General features: G+C 65.9%; 18 protein-coding genes. 13 read left to right on the top strand and 5 right to left on the bottom strand.

What is annotated here, in order from left to right:
• Window positions 1-6 precede the first annotated feature (6 nt).
• On the top strand, window positions 7-594 hold the full coding sequence (locus QUE25_RS04350) for a NifU family protein (protein WP_286267928.1): 588 nt from the start codon (window positions 7-9) through the stop codon (window positions 592-594).
• Between the two features lie 62 nt (window positions 595-656).
• Here the strand turns inward: QUE25_RS04350 and QUE25_RS04345 are convergent, their stop codons facing one another.
• Window positions 657-1,217 (bottom strand): inorganic diphosphatase, encoded by a 561-nt coding sequence (locus tag QUE25_RS04345; protein WP_425332734.1) that lies wholly within the window; start codon window positions 1,215-1,217, stop codon window positions 657-659.
• A 148-nt stretch (window positions 1,218-1,365) separates the two neighbouring features.
• Between QUE25_RS04345 and dacB the strand changes: the two genes are divergently transcribed.
• The 11 genes from dacB (at window position 1,366) to QUE25_RS04290 (ending at window position 12,288) form a co-directional block, all read left to right on the top strand.
• A complete protein-coding gene (dacB, locus tag QUE25_RS04340; protein ID WP_286267926.1) occupies window positions 1,366-2,721 on the top strand; it encodes a D-alanyl-D-alanine carboxypeptidase/D-alanyl-D-alanine endopeptidase in 1,356 nt (451 codons plus the stop codon).
• Between the two features lie 14 nt (window positions 2,722-2,735).
• Window positions 2,736-3,761, top strand: a complete 1,026-nt coding sequence (locus tag QUE25_RS04335; protein WP_286267924.1) for a zinc-dependent metalloprotease — start codon at window positions 2,736-2,738, stop codon at window positions 3,759-3,761.
• Entirely contained in the window at window positions 3,754-4,752 is a 999-nt protein-coding gene (gene tilS, locus QUE25_RS04330; protein ID WP_286267922.1) for a tRNA lysidine(34) synthetase TilS, read from the top strand. The genes QUE25_RS04335 and tilS overlap by 8 nt, the downstream gene beginning before the upstream one ends.
• A gap of 10 nt (window positions 4,753-4,762) precedes the next feature.
• On the top strand, window positions 4,763-5,314 hold the full coding sequence (gene hpt / locus QUE25_RS04325; protein ID WP_286267921.1) for a hypoxanthine phosphoribosyltransferase: 552 nt from the start codon (window positions 4,763-4,765) through the stop codon (window positions 5,312-5,314).
• A 626-nt stretch (window positions 5,315-5,940) separates the two neighbouring features.
• Entirely contained in the window at window positions 5,941-6,573 is a 633-nt protein-coding gene (locus tag QUE25_RS04320; RefSeq protein ID WP_286267919.1) for a hypothetical protein, read from the top strand.
• A 138-nt stretch (window positions 6,574-6,711) separates the two neighbouring features.
• A complete protein-coding gene (gene folE / locus QUE25_RS04315) occupies window positions 6,712-7,338 on the top strand; it encodes a GTP cyclohydrolase I FolE (RefSeq protein WP_286267917.1) in 627 nt (208 codons plus the stop codon).
• Window positions 7,335-8,132 (top strand): dihydropteroate synthase, encoded by a 798-nt coding sequence (gene folP / locus QUE25_RS04310; RefSeq protein ID WP_286267915.1) that lies wholly within the window; start codon window positions 7,335-7,337, stop codon window positions 8,130-8,132. The genes folE and folP overlap by 4 nt, the downstream gene beginning before the upstream one ends.
• Window positions 8,133-8,229: 97 nt before the next feature.
• Entirely contained in the window at window positions 8,230-8,613 is a 384-nt protein-coding gene (gene folB / locus QUE25_RS04305; protein WP_278934396.1) for a dihydroneopterin aldolase, read from the top strand.
• Window positions 8,591-9,145 carry a 2-amino-4-hydroxy-6-hydroxymethyldihydropteridine diphosphokinase gene (folK, locus tag QUE25_RS04300; protein WP_286267910.1) on the top strand — a complete coding sequence of 185 codons (555 nt, stop codon included), beginning with the start codon at window positions 8,591-8,593 and terminating at the stop codon, window positions 9,143-9,145. Before folB ends, folK begins: the two co-directional genes overlap by 23 nt.
• 77 nt (window positions 9,146-9,222) lie before the next feature.
• Window positions 9,223-9,546, top strand: coding sequence for a histone-like nucleoid-structuring protein Lsr2 (locus QUE25_RS04295; protein WP_286267908.1), 324 nt, complete (start codon window positions 9,223-9,225; stop codon window positions 9,544-9,546).
• Window positions 9,547-9,756: 210 nt separating this feature from the next.
• The gene (locus tag QUE25_RS04290; RefSeq protein WP_286267906.1) at window positions 9,757-12,288 is read left to right on the top strand and encodes an ATP-dependent Clp protease ATP-binding subunit; all 2,532 of its coding nucleotides are present in this window, start codon (window positions 9,757-9,759) and stop codon (window positions 12,286-12,288) included.
• A 70-nt stretch (window positions 12,289-12,358) separates the two neighbouring features.
• On the opposite strand, the gene QUE25_RS04285 is transcribed toward QUE25_RS04290, so the two are convergent.
• From QUE25_RS04285 to QUE25_RS04270, 4 genes are all read right to left on the bottom strand, one after another.
• Window positions 12,359-13,045, bottom strand: coding sequence for a hypothetical protein (locus QUE25_RS04285; protein WP_286267905.1), 687 nt, complete (start codon window positions 13,043-13,045; stop codon window positions 12,359-12,361).
• 103 nt (window positions 13,046-13,148) lie between these two features.
• The gene (locus QUE25_RS04280) at window positions 13,149-13,946 is read right to left on the bottom strand and encodes an ABC-2 transporter permease (RefSeq protein ID WP_286267903.1); all 798 of its coding nucleotides are present in this window, start codon (window positions 13,944-13,946) and stop codon (window positions 13,149-13,151) included.
• A complete protein-coding gene (locus QUE25_RS04275) occupies window positions 13,943-14,863 on the bottom strand; it encodes an ABC transporter ATP-binding protein (RefSeq protein WP_286267901.1) in 921 nt (306 codons plus the stop codon). Before QUE25_RS04275 ends, QUE25_RS04280 begins: the two co-directional genes overlap by 4 nt.
• Before the next feature lie 2 nt (window positions 14,864-14,865).
• Window positions 14,866-15,537, bottom strand: a complete 672-nt coding sequence (locus tag QUE25_RS04270) for a TetR/AcrR family transcriptional regulator (RefSeq protein WP_286267898.1) — start codon at window positions 15,535-15,537, stop codon at window positions 14,866-14,868.
• 126 nt (window positions 15,538-15,663) lie between these two features.
• Here QUE25_RS04270 and QUE25_RS04265 point away from each other — a divergent pair, with 126 nt between their 5' ends.
• Window positions 15,664-18,072, top strand: coding sequence for an NAD(P)H-dependent oxidoreductase (locus tag QUE25_RS04265; RefSeq protein WP_286267896.1), 2,409 nt, complete (start codon window positions 15,664-15,666; stop codon window positions 18,070-18,072).
• The last annotated feature ends 17 nt before the right edge of the window (window positions 18,073-18,089 follow it).

Here is an 18,089-nt window from a genome sequence, read left to right as displayed (position 1 = left end):
CAGATCATGGCTCTGACCGCGATGCACGCTGAGGCCGTGCCCTACGATGCGACAGCGATGCGCTGGGTGCTGCCCGACGGCCTGCCCGCGTGCGGACGATTGGTCGGCGCACCCGGGCGTCTGGGCGAGCTGGTGGCAGCCGGTGGCCCGATCGTGCGGGCAGTCGCCGAGCGCCGAGCGCTGTGGACCTGGCTGGCTCAGCCCGCTTGGGATGTCTGCGGAGTTGAGATACGGCAGGCCGTATTCGTCGCGGCTGGCCGGCCGGCCGAATGGCAGATCGAACCGGACGCCGATGAGGTACTGGAACTGGTGGCCACTGATGTCATCAACCGGACGCTGAAGGCATTCATCGCCTCTCACGGGGGCGAGATCGTGCTCGTCCGGGCAAGCGAGAACACCGTGGACGTCGAGATGAAGGGTGCCTGCGCACGCTGCGCCGCCGCGGGTGGGACCCTGCACGGCAGGATCGAACGCGAAATCAGCGATCGGACGGGCAGCCGGGTCACGGTGAATGCCATCGGTGTGGGCCGCCGGCGCATACCGCACCTGAACCTGCCGGCATTCGGAGCAGGACCTACGCCACCTTGTCGATAGGACACACCACCATGGTCGATAGGACACGCCACCATGCGCGTCCTATCGACAACCGGTCTCGGTCAGTGCAGATCGACCTTCTTGTGTTCGTACGACGTGCCCTTGGCACGCTCGATGGAACGGCGGACCTCGTCCTCAGCGGCCTCTCGTCCCACCCAGCTCGCGCCCTCGACGCTCTTGCCGGGCTCCAGGTCTTTGTAGACGGTGAAGAAGTGCTCGATTTCCAGCAGCATGTAGTGCGGAATCGTGTCCAGATCATCGAGATAGTTGCGCCGGGTGTCGGCTGTGGGGATGCACAGCACCTTCGCGTCGCCGCCCATCTCGTCCTGCATCTGGAACATCGCAACGGCGCGGCATTCGATGAGACAGCCCGGGAAAGTCTGCTCGGCCACGATCACCATGGCGTCCAGGGGGTCGCCGTCCTCACCGAGGGTGCCTTCGATGAAGCCGTAGTCGTAAGGGTACTGAGTGGATGTGAACAGCGTGCGGTCCAAACGGATGCGCCCTGTGGTGTGATCCATCTCGTACTTGTTCTTCGTGCCGCGGGGGATCTCAACAGTCATATCGAACGTGATGCCGACACGAGGCTCCACGTCATTGGTATCCCGGAAGTCGTCGATCACCGAAACCATCCTTAAACTGGAAACGTCACACGCCAGAAACTGGGAATGTCAACTCCCAGGCTAACGGTTCGGGAGGATTCAGGTGGCTAAGAGGCCCGGACAGATTCGGCGAGTTCGGCTCCCACTGTGGGCGGGCTGGTTGAGCTGGATGCTCACCGTCGTGGTGCTGGCGGCGGCGGTTGGTTTCGCGGTAGGCCCATTGGCGCGCGCCCAGGGCTGGACGACCGACGGCGGCTCGCCGACGGTCGATCCGCAGATCATCGCCGATATCCACTCCGACCCCTCGGGCAATGGCGTGATCGGCGCGGCGAGCGAACCCAACTATCACGGTGTCAGTGCCGATCGGATCGCTGACGTGATCGCCGCTACCCAGCCCACTCTGGCCGGTAGCTACGGCGGTGCGATCGCCGACCTGGATGGTGCCGGACTGAGCTATGAGTTCTCGGCGCACACACCACTGACACCCGCGTCCACCTTGAAGGTGATGACCGCGACGGCGATCACCGACGCGCTCGGAGCCGATCACAGCTTCACGACGTCGGTGGTCGCCACTTCGGCGGACGCGATCGTGCTGGTCGGCGGAGGAGACCCGCTGCTGGCCTCCACACCGACCAGCTACAGCGGTTCGTCGGCGATCGCGTTGCCCACCACTGCCGACCTGGCAGCCCGTACCGCCGCCGCGCTGCAGGCCCAGGGCATCAGCCGGGTCAGCCTCGGCTATGACGATTCGTTGTTCAGCGGACCGGTCTGGCACGCCGACTGGCCCGAGGGTGATCGCCAGTTCGTGGCGCCGATCAGCGCGCTGGTCATCGACGAAGGAGCCGCGGTACCCGGCACTGAATCCGGCTCCCAGGTGACCGCCGGGATCTTCGCCGACCAGTTGCGGGCGGCGGGCATCGACGTCACCGGTGATGTGGTCGCCGCCTCAGCGACCGGCGGCAGCGAGCTGGCGAAGGTGGCCTCTGCGCCGCTCGGCCTGCTGGTGCAGGAGATGCTGACCCATTCGGACAACTTCATCGCCGAGATGCTGCTGCGCCAGCTGGGAATCGCCAAGGGGCAGGCGGGCAGTTTCGAAGGCGGCGCCGCTGCGCTGACCGCGAGCCTCACCGATTTGGGCTTGTGGGACGACGGTCAGCTGATTGTCGACGGCTCCGGTCTGTCGGTCAACAATCGCATCACCCCGGCGGCGCTCGTTAAGGCTCTTCAGCTGAGCGCGGCCCGGCCCGAGTTGAGCGCTGTGCTGGCCGGGCTGCCCGTCGCAGCGGCCACCGGCACTCTCGGTACCCGCTTCGCCGACGATCAGAGTGCGGCCGCCCGGGGCCTGGTCAGGGCCAAGAGTGGCTCCCTGGACGGTGTCTCGTCGCTGGCCGGATACACCCCGAGCAGCGATGGCGCCCTCATCGCGTTCGCGGTCATCGGCAACGGCCTGCCGACCGATCAAGATATCCGCCCGTGGTTCGACCACGTGGCTGCGGCGCTGGCCGGTTGTGACTGCGCGGGGTGAATACCCTGGACACCATGACTTCGCTGCCGTGGATCGATTGGGACGCCGCCGCACGGACCGGGCGCCGACTGGTCCCCCCGGGCCCACGGGCCAGCCGTGCCGAACGCGACCAGCTCGTCGCCGAACTGCGCGCCGACGCCCGGCGCAGCGCCGAGGTCATCGTCGACACCACCCAGCTTCCGCAAGCCGGACAGGCTCGAGAGCTGGTGGTCGACCGGGCCGGAATCGTGCGCGCGAACGTGCTCACGGCCCGGCGCATGCTGGCCGCGGCCACCGATCCGAGACCTGACGGTGCGGCGGCCAAGACCGCCGGCTACGCCCGGGGAGTGAGCATCGGAACAGTGCTCGGCATGCTGGGCTCGCGCATCCTCGGCCAGTACGATCCGTTCGGCGAAGAACCCACCCTGTATCTGGTGGCGCCCTCGATCATGGCGGTGGAGCAGCAGCTGAAGGTGCCGGCGGCCGACTTCCGGATGTGGGTGGTGCTGCACGAGCAGACTCACCGCGTCCAGTTCGCCAACGCCACCTGGCTGCCCGGTTATCTGAGCGAGCGCGCCCGGGCGCTCGCCGAGGCCGAGGACGAAGCCTTCTGGCACGATCTGCCGGCTCGGCTGGAGCAGATCCGCGCCGACCGCCGCGAGAATCGCCCGGCAAGCATGCGGGTGCTGAATGCGCTGTCCTCACCGGCCACGGTGGCGGCGATGTCCGAAGTCAACGCGGCGATGTCGTTACTCGAAGGACACGCCGACGTGATGATGGACCGCAGCGGCCGACAGCTGATCGGCTCGGTGAGCACTATCCGCGCCAAGTTCCAGGGCCGTCGTTCACCCAGTGGCCTGCCGGCACTGCTCAACAAGCTCATGGGGATGGACGCCAAACTCGCCCAGTATGCCGAAGGCGCCAAGTTCTGTCGTCAGGTGATGGCCATCGGAGGCGTTGGGCTGCTCAACGAGGCATTCAGCGAAGCCGGCGCCATGCCGTCCATGCAAGAACTGCTGCACCCCGATCAGTGGTGCGAACGCATCGCGGGCAATGGCTAGACGCGCGCTGGGGCCGGCCGCGCTCCAGGTCGTCCAGGCGGTCCGGCAGGTTCTCGCCGGCGAGCGCCGCCCGGTGGTGGTGGCCTGTTCGGGAGGGGCCGATTCGATGGCTCTGGCGTGCGCGGTGGCGCATCTGGCGCGGCGCGGCTGCCAGCACGCCACGGCCAGCGCCGCGGTTATCGACCACGGCCTGCAGCCGGCCTCATCCGAGGTCGCGGCCGAGGTGGCCAACCGTCTCAATGAGATCGGTCTGGCCGTGACCACCCGCCGCGTCAACGTCGCGGCGGATTCGCCCGATGGCATGGAAGCGGCCGCCCGGGACGCTCGTTACGCGGCGCTGGCCGAGGTCGCCGGTGCTGAGGCGGTCGTCCTGCTCGGACATACCCTGGACGATCAGGCCGAGACCGTTCTGCTCGGCCTGGCGCGAGGGTCGGGGACTCGATCACTGGCCGGGATGCCTGCGCAATTCGGCCGCTCGCCGCAGTTCATCCGCCCGCTGCTGGGTCTGCGCAGAACCACCACCGCGCAGGCCTGTGGTGAATGGGGAGCCGAGGTCTGGTCCGACCCGCAGAACGATGATCCGACCTTCACCCGGGTGCGGGTGCGGCAACGGGTGCTGCCGATGCTGGAGACAGAGCTCGGCCCGGGCATCACCGAGGCGCTCGCCCGGACAGCCACCATGGCCAGGCAGGACGCCGACGCACTGGATGGGCTCGCCGATTCGCTGGTTCCCGCTGCAGGTGAAGGCCTGGCGGCCGCCTCGCTACGGACGATGCCCGAGGCGATCGCGTCCAGAGTGCTGCGCCGCTGGCTGGTCGATGGGGGCGTGGATCAGCCGTCCTATGCCCACGTACAGGCGGTGAAGGCGCTGGTGGACGACTGGCATGGCCAGCTGGGCGTCGATCTGCCGGGTGGTATTCGGGTGCTGCGTGAGGCCGGCACGCTGGTCCTGGGCCGGACCCCGCACGCGGTCGGGCTCGGTGAGGACTAGGATCTGCCGAGTGGATGCCGCAGATATTGCTGATGATCTTGCACATGTATTGCTGACCTCGCAGCAGGTGAGTGACCGAGTCGCTGACTTGGCGGCACAAATTGACGCCGATTATGCCGGCCGCGAGTTGCTGATGGTGGGCGTCCTCAACGGCGCCATGATGGTGATGTCCGATCTGACCCGGGCGATGAAGTCGCACTGTTACATCGACTGGATGGCCATCTCGTCCTACGGTTCGGGAACGCAGAGTTCCGGTGTCGTGCGGATTCTCAAAGACCTCACCACCGACATCACCGGGCGGGATGTGATGATCGTCGAGGACATCATCGACACCGGTTTGACGCTGAGCTACCTGATCCAGAATCTGCGTTCTCGCGAGCCTGCCAGCATCGAGGTCATGACGATGTTCCGCAAGCCGGACGCGATCACCTCAGCGGTGGACGTTCGCTATGTCGGCTTCGACATTCCGACCGAGTTCGTCGTGGGATATGGGCTTGACTTCGATGGACGCTACCGGAATCTGAAGGACGTGGCGACTCTGGCGCCGCACGTCTACTCCTGACCGTCCGCCGCCGGCCGCGGCGCCGGCTGTTCTTGGGTGCGTAGTGAGCCGTGGAAGCCAGGTTGATGGCCTGAACCGTCGCTAGGCTGAACGACACCCCCGTTCGGCGACGACGAGTGAAGGACATCATGTCGAATCAGAACTATGGCTCCGACGACCAGTCCCGGGGCCCACAGCAATCAGGGCAGGGCAACTGGCCGCCATCGTCACCGTACCCGGGTTCTCAGCAGCCTCAGCAACCTCAGCAGCCGCCGCCACTGCCGAATCGGGGCGGTCCGCAGCCCAGTTCTCCATATCCCGGCAATCCTCAGTGGACCGGCTCGAGCCCCGGTCCGTATCAAAGCGGCCCGCAGCCGGCCGCCTATCCCTCGTCCGGCCAATACGTTGCAGGTTCAGGCAGCCAGTACCCCTCGGGTGCCCAGTATCCGTCCGGCTCGGCTGGGCAGTACCCATCTGGCTCGGCTGGGCAGTACCCGTCGGGTCCGGGTGGACAATATCCGTCCGGTCCGGCTCAGCCGGGCTACGGCTATGGCCAGCAGCCGCCCGTCGGAGGTCAGCCGGGCTACGGCGCTGGTGGGCCGCCCGGTGGCCCGAATCCGCCGGCTCCGCCGTCCGGCAAGGGCGGCATGGGCAAATGGATCGCGATCGCTGCGGTGGTGCTGATCGTCGTGATCGTCGCTGTCTGGGCGTTCACCCAGCGTGGCGGTGGCGGTTCCGGCCAGCCGACCACCCCGGTGACCACAGCAGGCACGGCTGCGCCGTCGAATCCGGCCACCAGCGTGCCGAGTGCTCCGGCGACGGGCAGCACCGAGATGGACGAGCTCGTGGTCGGTCAGTGCCTGCAGCTGGTCGAGGTCGAAGGCGCCACGCCGGAGGCGGATGGCAGCATTGCGGTCACCCATCAGGTGGTCGACTGCAATTTGGTCGGTCAGTTCAAGCTGGTCGTCGCGTCGGTCACCAACGGTCCGGCTGAATGCGCCACTGACTACGTCAGGTACTACCAGAGTGGGTACTTGGGAAGCGACTTCACCAACCTCAGCGTCTGCTTGGCGCCGGTGCTCGATGTTGGCGTGTGCTACATGCCGGACAACATCAAGGAATGGGTCGAGGTGCCCTGCACCGATCCGAGTGCCAACTTCAAGGTGGAGAGCGAGCTTCCGGGCACGGACGCCTCGACCTGCTCGTTCCCGGACGCCGCATTCATCCTGCCCGACCCGGAACCGGCGCGGGTCTACTGCGTTACGGATCCGTTGGCCTAACCAACTCGACGATTCGCCGGTGCCGGATTCGAGTGCGGATCCGGCACCGGTGTACCTGTGGATCGCGGCTGAATCGGTGTGCCGACGCACCGGCAGACCATCTAGGATGGGGCCGTCTGCGCGAACCGAGAGGAAACCATGGCCGATTCGAAAAGGAAACCCCGCAGGGCCTTCAAGGAAACCGCCGATAGCCCGGTTGGCTACGATGCGGATCGGGTGGAGGCAGCCGTGCGGGAGTTCCTGCTCGGCATCGGCGAGGATCCTGACCGGGAGGGCCTGCGGGACACGCCCGGACGCATCGCCCGGTCCTGTGCGGAGCTGTTCGCGGGCCTCGACCAGGACGCCGAAGAGGTTCTGGCGACTACCTTCGATGCGTCCCACGACGAGATGGTGCTCGTCCGTGACATCGAGGTGCAAAGCTTCTGCGAGCACCACCTACTGCCGTTTCACGGCCTCGCCCACGTCGCCTACATCCCACCGGAATCCGGGCACGTCACAGGGCTGAGCAAGATCGCGCGGCTCGTCGACGTCTTTGCGAAGCGCCCGCAGGTTCAGGAACGCCTGACCACCCAGATCGCCGACGCGCTGGTCGACTACCTGCACGTGCGTGGCGCGCTGGTGGTGGTCGACTGTGAGCACATGTGCATGACGATGCGTGGGGTCCGCAAGCCCGGCAGCCGGACGACCACCTCGGCGGTGCGCGGTCAACTGCGTGACGCCGCGACCCGCGCCGAGGCCATGAGCCTGATCGTCGGAGGACGATGAACCAGCGCACCCTCGTGATGGGAGTCGTGAACGTCACTCCCGATTCCTTTTCGGACGGTGGTCTGTGGCTGGACGCCGAGGACGCGATCGCGCACGGTCTGGAACTGATCGACCAGGGCGCCGACCTTCTCGACATCGGCGGTGAGTCCACACGCCCGGGCGCCGTGCGTCCGCCGGCCGAGGAGGAACTGCGCCGGGTGCTGCCGGTGATCCGAGGACTGGTCGGGCGGGTCCCGATCAGCGTGGACACTATGCGCGCCGAGACCGCCGAGCAGGCGATCGAGGCAGGTGCACAGATCATCAACGACGTCTCCGGCGGTCTGGCTGATCCCCGGATGCTCGGCATGATCGCCCAGGCGGGCGTCGACTATGTCTGCCAGCACTGGCGGGGCCACGGTGCCGTCATGAACGACCTGGCCACCTACAGCGATGTTGTCCCCGAGGTCGTCGCCGAACTCACCCGACGGTTGCAGGCCTGCGCCGAGGCGGGTATCGACTCCGCCAAGGTGATCGTCGATCCCGGTCTGGGATTCGCCAAGACCGCCGAGCAGGACTGGGCGCTGCTGGCGCACCTGGACGCCTTCACCTCGATGGGCCATCGGGTGCTGATCGGGGCCTCCCGCAAACGTTTCCTCGGGCATCTGCTTGCCGGCCGCGAGCCGCAGGGTCGGGATGCCGCCACGGCCGCGGTCTCGGTGATCTGCGCGCAGCAGGGAGTCTGGGCCGTTCGGACCCACGAGGTGCGCGGCCAACGCGATGCCATTGCCGTAGTGGAGCGCATTCGCCGCCCCTGATACGGCCCAATGGGGTAGCCGGCCGATCATCAGACCACGGTCCCAGGTTCGCCGGAACCGCGTCGATCGCGTCAATTCGGCCGGTAGCGTCTGGCACATGGAGAATGAACAACTCGGGACGATCAGCTTGACGGGACTGCACGGCTGGGGGTATCACGGTGTGTTGGACGCCGAGCGGGCGAGCGGTCAAGAGTTCATTGTCGATGTCGAGGTCGAACTCGATATGCCGGGCGCCGATGACATTGCCGCCACCGTCGATTACGGCGCTTTGGCAACTAAAGTGGTCGGCATAGTCGAAGGTCAACCTGTGAAACTGATTGAGACGCTGGCGAGCGCCATCGCCGCGTCCATACTGGAAGACGAGCGCATCCGGACAACAACAGTCACCGTTCACAAGCCGCAGGCCCCGATCACCGTCCGATTCGATGATGTGGCTGTGACGATTTCGAGGAGGAAACATGTCGGAGATCTTTTCGATTGATGTCGACACCCTGGGTGATCTCAAACCCCTCAACCAGGTTGTCTTCAGTCTCGGCTCGAATCAGGGTGATTCGCTCGAGATTCTGCAGGGCGCTGTGGATCGACTAGCGGAAACACCAAATCTGATGCTGGTGGACGTATCCTCGGTGTACCGGACCGCGCCGGTCGGTAATACCAACCAGCCCGACTTCTACAACATCGTGGTGATAGCCGATTCGACCCTGGAGCCGCTCCTGCTGCTGCAGCGCTGCCAGGCGATCGAAGACGCGTATGGCCGCGTGCGCGATCCCGCCAATCCGCACGGGCCGCGGACGCTCGATATCGACCTGATCCAGGTGGGCAGAAGGACCAGTGAAACCGACCAATTGACCCTGCCTCACCCGCGCGCCCATGAACGCGCGTTTGTGCTGGTTCCGTGGCTCGAAATCGACCGCCGGGCGGCTCTGCCACAAGGCCATGTGGACGATCTGGTGGCTACCATGGATACCTCAGGGGTTTCCAAGGTGCCAGATGTTTCGATAATCAAGCCTTGATAAGACTTGCGATTCAGCTATGGTTGCGCTGAAATTGTAGGGACCTGTTAACGATTCGCCCACACCTAGGAGAGAGAATGGCACAGCGAGTCGAGATTATTCTCATCGACGATATCGACGAAACTCCCGCCAACGAAAAGGTCCGTTTCGGGCTGGACGGGATCAACTACGAGATCGATCTGTCGAAGGAAAACGCGGCTGCGTTGCGCGATGCTCTCGCGCCGTATGTCGGTGCCGGACGACGGATCAAGGGACAGCGCACCCGCGCCTCCGGGGCTGCCTCGGCGGGATCCTCGCCGGCGGAGATCCGCGCCTGGGCGGCGGAGAACGGCTACGAAGTGAGCGCTCGCGGCCGCGTACCGGCTGAGGTCCGCGCTGCCTATGAAGCCGCCAATAACTGAGTTCAGCCTCCGGCACCACATCAAGCCCTAGGCGAACGCCGGAAGATTGCCGCGGGGCGGGCAGTTATAGGGAGTGTCATCCGAATGCCGGGCCGCCCGCGTGAGCGGGACTCGCGGGCCGGGATTGGGAGGCACTCCCTAAACTGTCTGTAAAACGCGTCAGCCAACGGGCGCGTCGGAGGGCTCACCAGAGCCAACCAGAGGAGTCGAATGTTCGAGCGTTTCACTGATCGCGCGCGCCGAGTTGTGGTCCTGGCTCAAGATGAAGCCAAGATGCTCAACCACAACTACATCGGCACTGAGCACATCCTGCTCGGCCTGATCCATGAAGGTGAAGGCGTGGCCGCCAAGGCCCTCGAGCAGATGGGCATTTCGCTGGAGGCCGTCCGCGAGCAGGTTGAAGAGATCATCGGCCACGGCCAGACGCAGCCTACCGGCCATATTCCGTTCACCCCGCGTGCCAAGAAGGTGCTGGAGTTGTCGCTGCGCGAGGCGCTGCAGATGAACCACTCCTACATCGGCACCGAGCACATCTTGCTGGGCCTGATCCGTGAGGGTGAGGGCGTGGCGGCGCAGGTGCTGATCAAACTCGGCGCCGACCTGAACCGCGTCCGCAACACCGTCCTGCAGCTGCTGAGCGGCTACCAGGGCACCACCGAGGGCCAGCCGATCACCTCGGGGGCTCCCGAGATGGGGGAGACCCCGCGCGGCAACGCCACCGTGCTCGACCAGTTCGGCCGCAACCTGACCCAGGCTGCGCGCGAGAACCGGCTCGACCCGGTGATCGGACGCCAGACCGAGATCGACCGCGTGATGACCGTGCTGAGCCGTCGCACCAAGAACAACCCGGTGCTGATCGGTGAGCCCGGCGTCGGCAAGACCGCCATCGTCGAGGGGCTGGCCCAGCGGATCGTCCGCGGTGATGTCCCGGAGACCCTGCGCGACAAGCAGATCTACACCCTCGACCTGGGTGCCCTGGTGGCCGGCTCGCGGTACCGCGGCGACTTCGAGGAGCGCCTCAAGAAGGTGCTGAAGGAGATCAAGACCCGCGGTGACATCATGTTGTTCATCGACGAGATCCACACCCTGGTGGGTGCGGGTGCCGCCGAGGGAGCGATCGACGCCGCGTCCATCTTGAAGCCCATGCTGGCCCGCGGTGAACTGCAGACCATCGGTGCCACCACTCTCGAGGAGTACCGCAAGTACATCGAGAAGGATGCCGCCCTGGAGCGTCGTTTCCAGCCGATCCAGGTCGCCGAGCCGTCGATCGCGTTGACCATCGACATCCTCAAGGGTCTGCGCGACCGCTACGAGGCGCACCACCGGGTCACCATCACCGACGAGGCGCTGACCGCCGCGGCGAACATGGCCGACCGCTATGTGCAGGACCGGTTCCTGCCCGACAAGGCCATCGATCTGATCGACGAGGCAGGCGCCCGGATGCGTATCCAGCGCCTGACCGCACCGCCGGATCTGCGCGACTTCGACGAACAGATCGCCAGCGTGCGCATCGAGAAGGAAGCCGCGATAGACGCTCAGGACTTCGAGCGCGCCGCGCGGTTGCGTGACGACGAGAAGAACCTGCTGGCCGCCCGCCGGGAGCGGGAGAAGGCCTGGAAGGACGGCGATTCCGATTCGCCGGCCGTCATCGGCGAGGAAGAGATCGCCCAGGTGCTGGCCAGTTCCACCGGTGTCCCGGTCGCCCGGCTCACCGAGGAGGAGTCCAGCCGCCTGCTGCGGATGGAGTCCGAGATCGGCAAGCGCTATGTCGGCCAGGTCGAGGCGGTCAAGGCGCTGTCCCGGTCGATCCGCCGTACCCGCGCCGGCCTGAAGGACCCGAAGCGTCCCAGCGGCTCGTTCATCTTCGCCGGCCCGTCCGGTGTCGGTAAGACCGAGCTGACCAAGGCGCTCGCGGAGTTCCTATTCGGCGATGAGGATGCGCTGATCACCCTCGACATGAGCGAGTACTCCGAGAAGCACACCGCTTCGCGGATGTTCGGGTCGCCGCCCGGCTATGTCGGATACGAAGAGGGCGGGCAGTTGACCGAGAAGGTTCGCCGCAAGCCGTTCAGCGTGATCTTGTTCGACGAGATCGAGAAGGCACATCCGGATATCTTCAACTCGCTGTTGCAGATCCTGGACGAGGGTCGCCTGACCGATGCGCAGGGCCGGGTCGTCGACTTCAAGAACACCGTCATCGTGATGACCACCAACCTCGGCAGCCGCGATATTTCCAAGGGCGTCAACCTTGGCTTCTCGCGCGCCGGTGATGCGGTGAGTAGCTACGAGACGATGAAGGCGAAGGTGAACGAAGAGCTGAAGCAGCACTTCCGTCCCGAGTTCCTGAACCGTGTCGACGAGACGATCGTCTTCCGCCAGCTCAGCCTAGACGACATCCAGCACATCGTCGATCTGCTGGTCGCCCAGATCGAGACCCGGCTCGCCGACCGCGACATGGGCATCGAACTGACCCCGGCCGCCCGCGAACTGATCGCCAAGCGCGGCTACGATCCGGTGCTCGGTGCTCGTCCGCTGCGGCGTGCGCTGCAACGCGACATCGAGGATCCGATCGCCGAGCAGATCCTGTTCGGAGGCCTGACTGCCGGGTCGATCGTGGTCGTGGACGCCGTCCCCGGTGCCGACGAGAAGTCGACCGACGCATTCACGTTCATCGGAACCCCGAAGTCGACGTTGCCGGATGTCCCGTTCGCCGAACTCAGCGGAGGTCCCGAAGCCAGCTGATCGTGCCGGCCTGATCGAGAACAACAAAGAGGCGGTGGCTCCCCGAGTGGGGGCCACCGCCTCTTTGTCGTCAGGCGAGATCCACGAAGCCCTTGATGCCCAATCCGATGAACAGCACCCCGCCGGCCACCAGACCGATGATCACCAGCCTGTGGTAATCGCGATGCACCACCAGGTCGTACACGCGGGTGATCGAGGCGGCCATCCGAGGCCAACGGTTCCAACTCCACGCCAGGATCAGATAGGGCCCGACCAGAGTCGGAACGAACGCGAGGTAGACCAGGGCGCGCAGGGCCAGATCCGGCCCGACCACCGAAACCACCCGCGCCACGATGTACATGGTCGCGAACCCCGACGAACCCATGAACGCGTTGGCGAATCCCAGCGCAGCAGCGGTTCGGGGCGAACTGTCGTCGGTGCGATGCGGGCGGTCGGGCTTGGGCCGCGGCGCGGTCGGGCCACGACGAGCGCGCCAACTCAGCAGACCGGCCGCCAGCAGCAACAGCACCCCGGCGACCAGATCGACCCAGCGTTGCATCACGATCGCCCGGACCCCTGACGACAGGTACGTGGAGACGATGGCGCCGTCGACGAACTGGTAGACGATGAAAAGCAGGGTGCAGCCGATCGCCAGCCCCAGGGATATCCACGCCACGGCCCTGCGTCCGGGCGCCCCCTGCACCAGATAGGCCAGGCAGATGCCGTACAAGGTTGGGCTGAAACCCATGACGAGACCCAGTACCAGGAGGCTGGTCACGGTAGCGATCCATGTTGCCATCCCCTGGATCTCCTCTTTCGGGTTGTCTCCTGCCCCTGCGATCGGCACTACCGCCAACCGAGTGTGATGTTACGGCATCGAATCAGGCCGTGCGGATGGTCCGCCGCCGGATCGTGAGCAGCCCGACGGCCGTCAGCAATGCGCACGAGGCGGCCAGCAACGCGCTGCCGCGCACGTCGAAGCCCTGGGTCAGCGGTTGGGAACCGAGCGCCCAATGCCACGGCGACCAGCGCGCCAGATCCGCCGCCGAGCCGGCCAGCGGCAGGAGTGCGTAGACGGCGTAAGCCGCCGCCAGTACGCTGAATGCCACCGTGCTGACTGTTGGTGCGCGCAGACCGAGCCCGGCCAGTGCCAGCACCAACGATGCCTGGAACAATCCCAGCCAGAACATGCTCAGGCTCACGGCGGCGATGCCGGCCGCACCGATGTCCAGGTCGAAGACCGGGGCGGTGATCCCCACCGTCGCTCCGGTCGCGGCGGCCAGGACGCCCAGCACCAGCGCCACACCGGCATACCGGCTGAGATACACCACGGGCCGGGCGACCGGAAGCGCCAGCAGCAACTCGAGCCTGCCGGCGTCCTCGTCCCCGGCTGTCAGCGCATTCATCTGCACAGTGCCCAGCACGGTGAACAGCAGCGGCAGGAAGACCGCGTAGAGGTTGCCGTTCAGGAAACCTGCCGGGGACCCGAAGTCGGTCAGCCCGAGTGCGCTGACCAGGTCGGGTGGCAGGCCCGCGACCATCGAGTCCAGCGAGCCCGAGCGGCTCAGGGATGGCCACAAGGCGACCACCGAGGCGGTGAGGGCGACCATCGAGATGCCCCAGATCAGGCTGCTACGCAGTTGGGCGCCGAGGCCTCGTTTCAGCAGTTCGGCATTCACGATTCGGCCCTCCTGGCAGCGGCTGGTTCATCGTTGCGGTAGTACGACAAGAACGCGGTTTCGAGATCCGGTTCTGGCGCGGTGAGGGATTCGATGTCGTAGCCGCCGAGCTTGGCCAACAGCGGGCGCGGCGCCCCCGACCAGCTGATCTTCAGCTCTCGCGGGCTGGGGGCGTCCACCTGGAGTGCCCCCGGCAGCGCCGAGAACTCGGCGGCGGGTGGTGCCTGCCCGGCGAAGACCGCCCGGAAGACCTGCGGCAGGTTCCCGCGCAGCTGGCTGGTAGGCCCGGACGCGACGATGGCTCCCTCGCGGATGACGGCGACCTCGTTGGCGACGCGTTCGACCTCGCTCAGTACGTGCGATGACAGCAGGACGCTTGTTCCCGCAGAGGCCGCCTCACCGAGGATGGCCATGAACTCCTCCTGGACGAGCGGGTCGAGCCCGTTCGTCGGTTCGTCCAGCACCAGCAGATCGGGCCGCGACATCAGTGCTCCGACCAGTGCCACCTTGCGGCGGTTGCCGGTGGACAGGCCTCGCACCTGCCGGCCGGGCTCTACGCCCAGGCGTTCGACCAACTCGTCGCGGAATCCGGTGTCGGTGCTGTGCCGCAGCTTGCCCCAGCTGGTCAGGGTGGCTGCGACGGTGAGCCGTTCGTCCAACCTCAGCTCGCCGGGGCAGTAGCCGACCCGCGCTCGCACCTGGTGGTCGCGCAGCGGATCGGCGCCCCACAGCCGGACCGAACCGGCCGTCGGTGCGCACAGGCCGAGCATCATCCGGATCGTGGTGCTCTTGCCGGCGCCATTGGGGCCGACGAAGCCCAGCACCGTGCCGGCGTCCAGCGACAGGTCGAGTTCACGGACCGCGGTCAGCCGACCGAATCGCTTGGTCAGCCCACGGCATTCGATTGCTCCGGGCATTCTCACTCCTCAGCTTCGTCGGCGGGATGGGAATCGGCGGCTTCGGCGGCCAGTGCCGCGCGGGTGGCCTCCAGCGCCGACTCGTCTTGGTACAGGCCCCGGGTGAACAGTTCCATCGTCGGCATGGTGATGCGGGCCAGCGCCTTGCTGGTCAGCCGGGGCTCGCCGAGGGCGCGGGCGATCTGACGGCGCAGCAGCAGGGGGGCGACCCCGAAGGCGGTCACCAGCAGGGCCGTCGACTCGGGATTGTCCATCGGACGAATGAGGCCCGCGGCCTCCTGCTGCTGCAGCATCGCTTGCGTTGCCCGCAGCAGGTCGTCGAACAGCTGATCGGCCACGCCGGAGTCGTCGGTGAGCATCCGCGCCAGGTAGTCGATCGCGGGATCGTACGAATCCAGGTTGCTGAGCATCGCCTGAATCGACTCGATGGTCGGTGAGGTGCCCACGCCGTACCGGTCATCGGTGAACTCCGCGATCACGTGGGCGTCGCAGGCCGTCCGCAGGCCGGCCTTGTCGCCGAAATGGTGCACCACCAAGGCCGGACTGACGCCTGCGCGCTCGGCGATCATCCGGATGCTGGCACGTTCGAAGCCCTTGTCTGCGAACAGCTCAACGGCCGCGTTCCGGATGCGGGCCCGCGCCGTCAGGTCGCCGGGTTGGAGTGTTGAATCCATGTTCATAATACTAAACAAGTGTTCAAGGCGATGTCGAGAGGGTCGCCGACTTCGGCCGGGCCCGGACCGCAACCGGCCGGCGGCGATAGACTACTGACGAGTGTTGCACCACTGGAGGTGGAACGAATGAAAATTGTTGCTATTGTGGGGACGAACGCCAGCTTTTCCTACAACAGGCTTCTTCTCAATTACATGCGGGAACACTTTTCGGGCCAAGCGGACATCGAGGTCTGCGAAATCCGAGATATCCCCATGTTCAACGAAAATGTGCCGGATACCGACCCTGACAGTGTGAACTACCTGAGCCGGGCGATATCGAACGCCGACGGGGTCGTCATCGGCTGCCCCGAGCACAATCACTCGGTGCCGTCGGCACTCAAGAGCGTCCTCGAATGGCTTTCGTACCGGCAGCATCCGCTGAACGGCAAACCGGTGATGATCGTGGGGGCCTCCTATCATCCGCAGGGTTCGTCCAGAGCCCAGATTCATCTCCGCCAGATACTGGATGCCCCGGGGGTCGGGGCACGCGTGCTGCCCGGAAACGAGTTCTTGCTCGGCAATGTGAAGCAGGCCTTCGATGGCGAAGGCCGGCTGGCCGATCAGGCAACCGTCGCGTTCCTCGAGCAGTGCTTCGCAGACTTCGCTGACTTCGTGAAAAGTAGCCAGTCAGCGTCCACATCAATGATCAAAGGAGACTCAACGATGTCACTCACGGACAGCACACACTGGGACGCCACCTACGATGTGATCGTTCTGGGCTTCGGCGGCGCCGGCGCGACCGCCGCACGTTTTGCAGCCGATGCGGGGGCCAAGGTGCTCCTGGTCGATTCGGCCCCCGAGGGGCACGAGGGCGGCAATACCCGCGTCTCGGGGCAACTCGTCTGCTCTACCGACGACGAGGACGCGATGCGGGTGCATTACCACGGCCAGACCGCGCCGATGGACCTCGACGACGACATCGTCAACACCTATGTCGAGGGCATGGCGAATATGAAGCAGTATTTCAGGGAATACCTGGGCGTGGAACCCGTCAGTTCGAAGCAGCTGTTCAAGAAACTGATGCCCGACCACGAGTTGGGAATGTGGCCGGAATACCCTGAATTGCCGGGTGGTGAGACCATCGATATGCTGCTCGTCCACGAGGGATTCTTCGACGGCGCGCTGTGGAAGATCTTGCATCAGAAGGTGGCCGAACGCCACGAGAAGATCGATGTCTGGTACCGCTCGCCGGCCCGTCATCTGATCAGGGCCGATGGCCGGACCATCGCAGGCGCCCAGATCGAGCGTGACCATGTGCTGCGCAATATCCGTGCGCTGAACGGTGTCGTGTTGGCCACCGGAGGCTTCGAGAACAACGTGCGGAAGGTCCAGGACTTCCTCGGTGCGCCGCGGCTGGTGCCGGTCGGCGGCTTGTACAACAAGGGCGACGGGATCGACCTGGCCATCGAGGCCGGCGCTGACCTTTGGCACATGACCAACTACGAGTCGCTCGGGCTGCAACACGGGCTGACGTTCGCGGTGCCCGAAGGCGAGCGGGGGCCGCTGCTCATGTTCGGATACGAGGCGCTGGCCGAAGGAAGCCTGCTGACGGTCGGCGACGACGGCAGCCGCTACTTCGCCGAAGACGTCGCCAACCGGCACGGGCATATCTATGACCACGGCTTGTGGCGGGTACCGCCGGCCCATGCCCACCCTCATCTGGTCTTCGACCAGGCCAAGTACGACGAGCTGGCGCAGGGCCCGCACCCGGAGGTTCTGGAACGGGTGGTGAAAGCCGATTCCCTGGACGGTCTGGCCAAGCTCATCGGCGCCAGGCCGGAGGTACTCGCCAAGACGGTCGAGCGGTTCAACCTCTTCACCGAGCAGGGCGAGGACTATGAGTTCCACCGCAATCCCGCGACCATGCGCGCCTTCGACGATGGCCCCTACTACGCCATCGCCATGCTGCAGGTCATGCTCAACACCCAGGGCGGGCCGCGCCGCAACTCGCGGGCCGAGATCGTCGACCCGCAGGGGCAACCGATCCCGCATCTCTACGGCGCCGGTGAACTCGGCGGGGTGTGCGCGGGTCAGTATCAGGGCGGCCAGAATGTGGCCGAATGCCTGATCTTCGGCAAGATCGCCGGACAGAATGCTGCGGTGCCGAAGCCGCAACCCGTGGCCCAGGGCGGGCAGGCGGTGGCCGCGCCGGCCGGCTCGGGGCAGGTGTTCAGCACCTTCAAGAGCGACATCGGCGGCCGGCTGGATGTTCCGTTGGGCCCCAACCAGTACCTGGGGCGCAGCAACGCCGGCATGGGAGCCGAGATGGTGGTGCGGCTGACCGTCGATGATGCCGGAGCGATCCGCGACATCGAGATCGTCAGTCAGTCCGAGACCGGGCAGATAGCCGGCGAGGCGCTGAAGAAACTTCCGGAGGAGATGATCGCCCGCAACACCTACGACGTGGATGCGGTCTCGGGCGCATCCGTGTCCAGCAGAGCGCTCAAGGACGCTGTGAAGGACGCGCTCAGCCAGGTCCCGGCTCGCCAGCAGTGATGAATGCGGAGGATGCC

The sequence above is a fragment of the Brooklawnia propionicigenes genome (genome assembly GCF_030297015.1).
Taxonomy (GTDB): Bacteria; Actinomycetota; Actinomycetes; order Propionibacteriales; family Propionibacteriaceae; genus Brooklawnia; species Brooklawnia propionicigenes.
The sequence above is the reverse complement of the archived record's forward strand: the minus strand, read 5'-3'. Positions and strand labels throughout refer to the sequence as shown.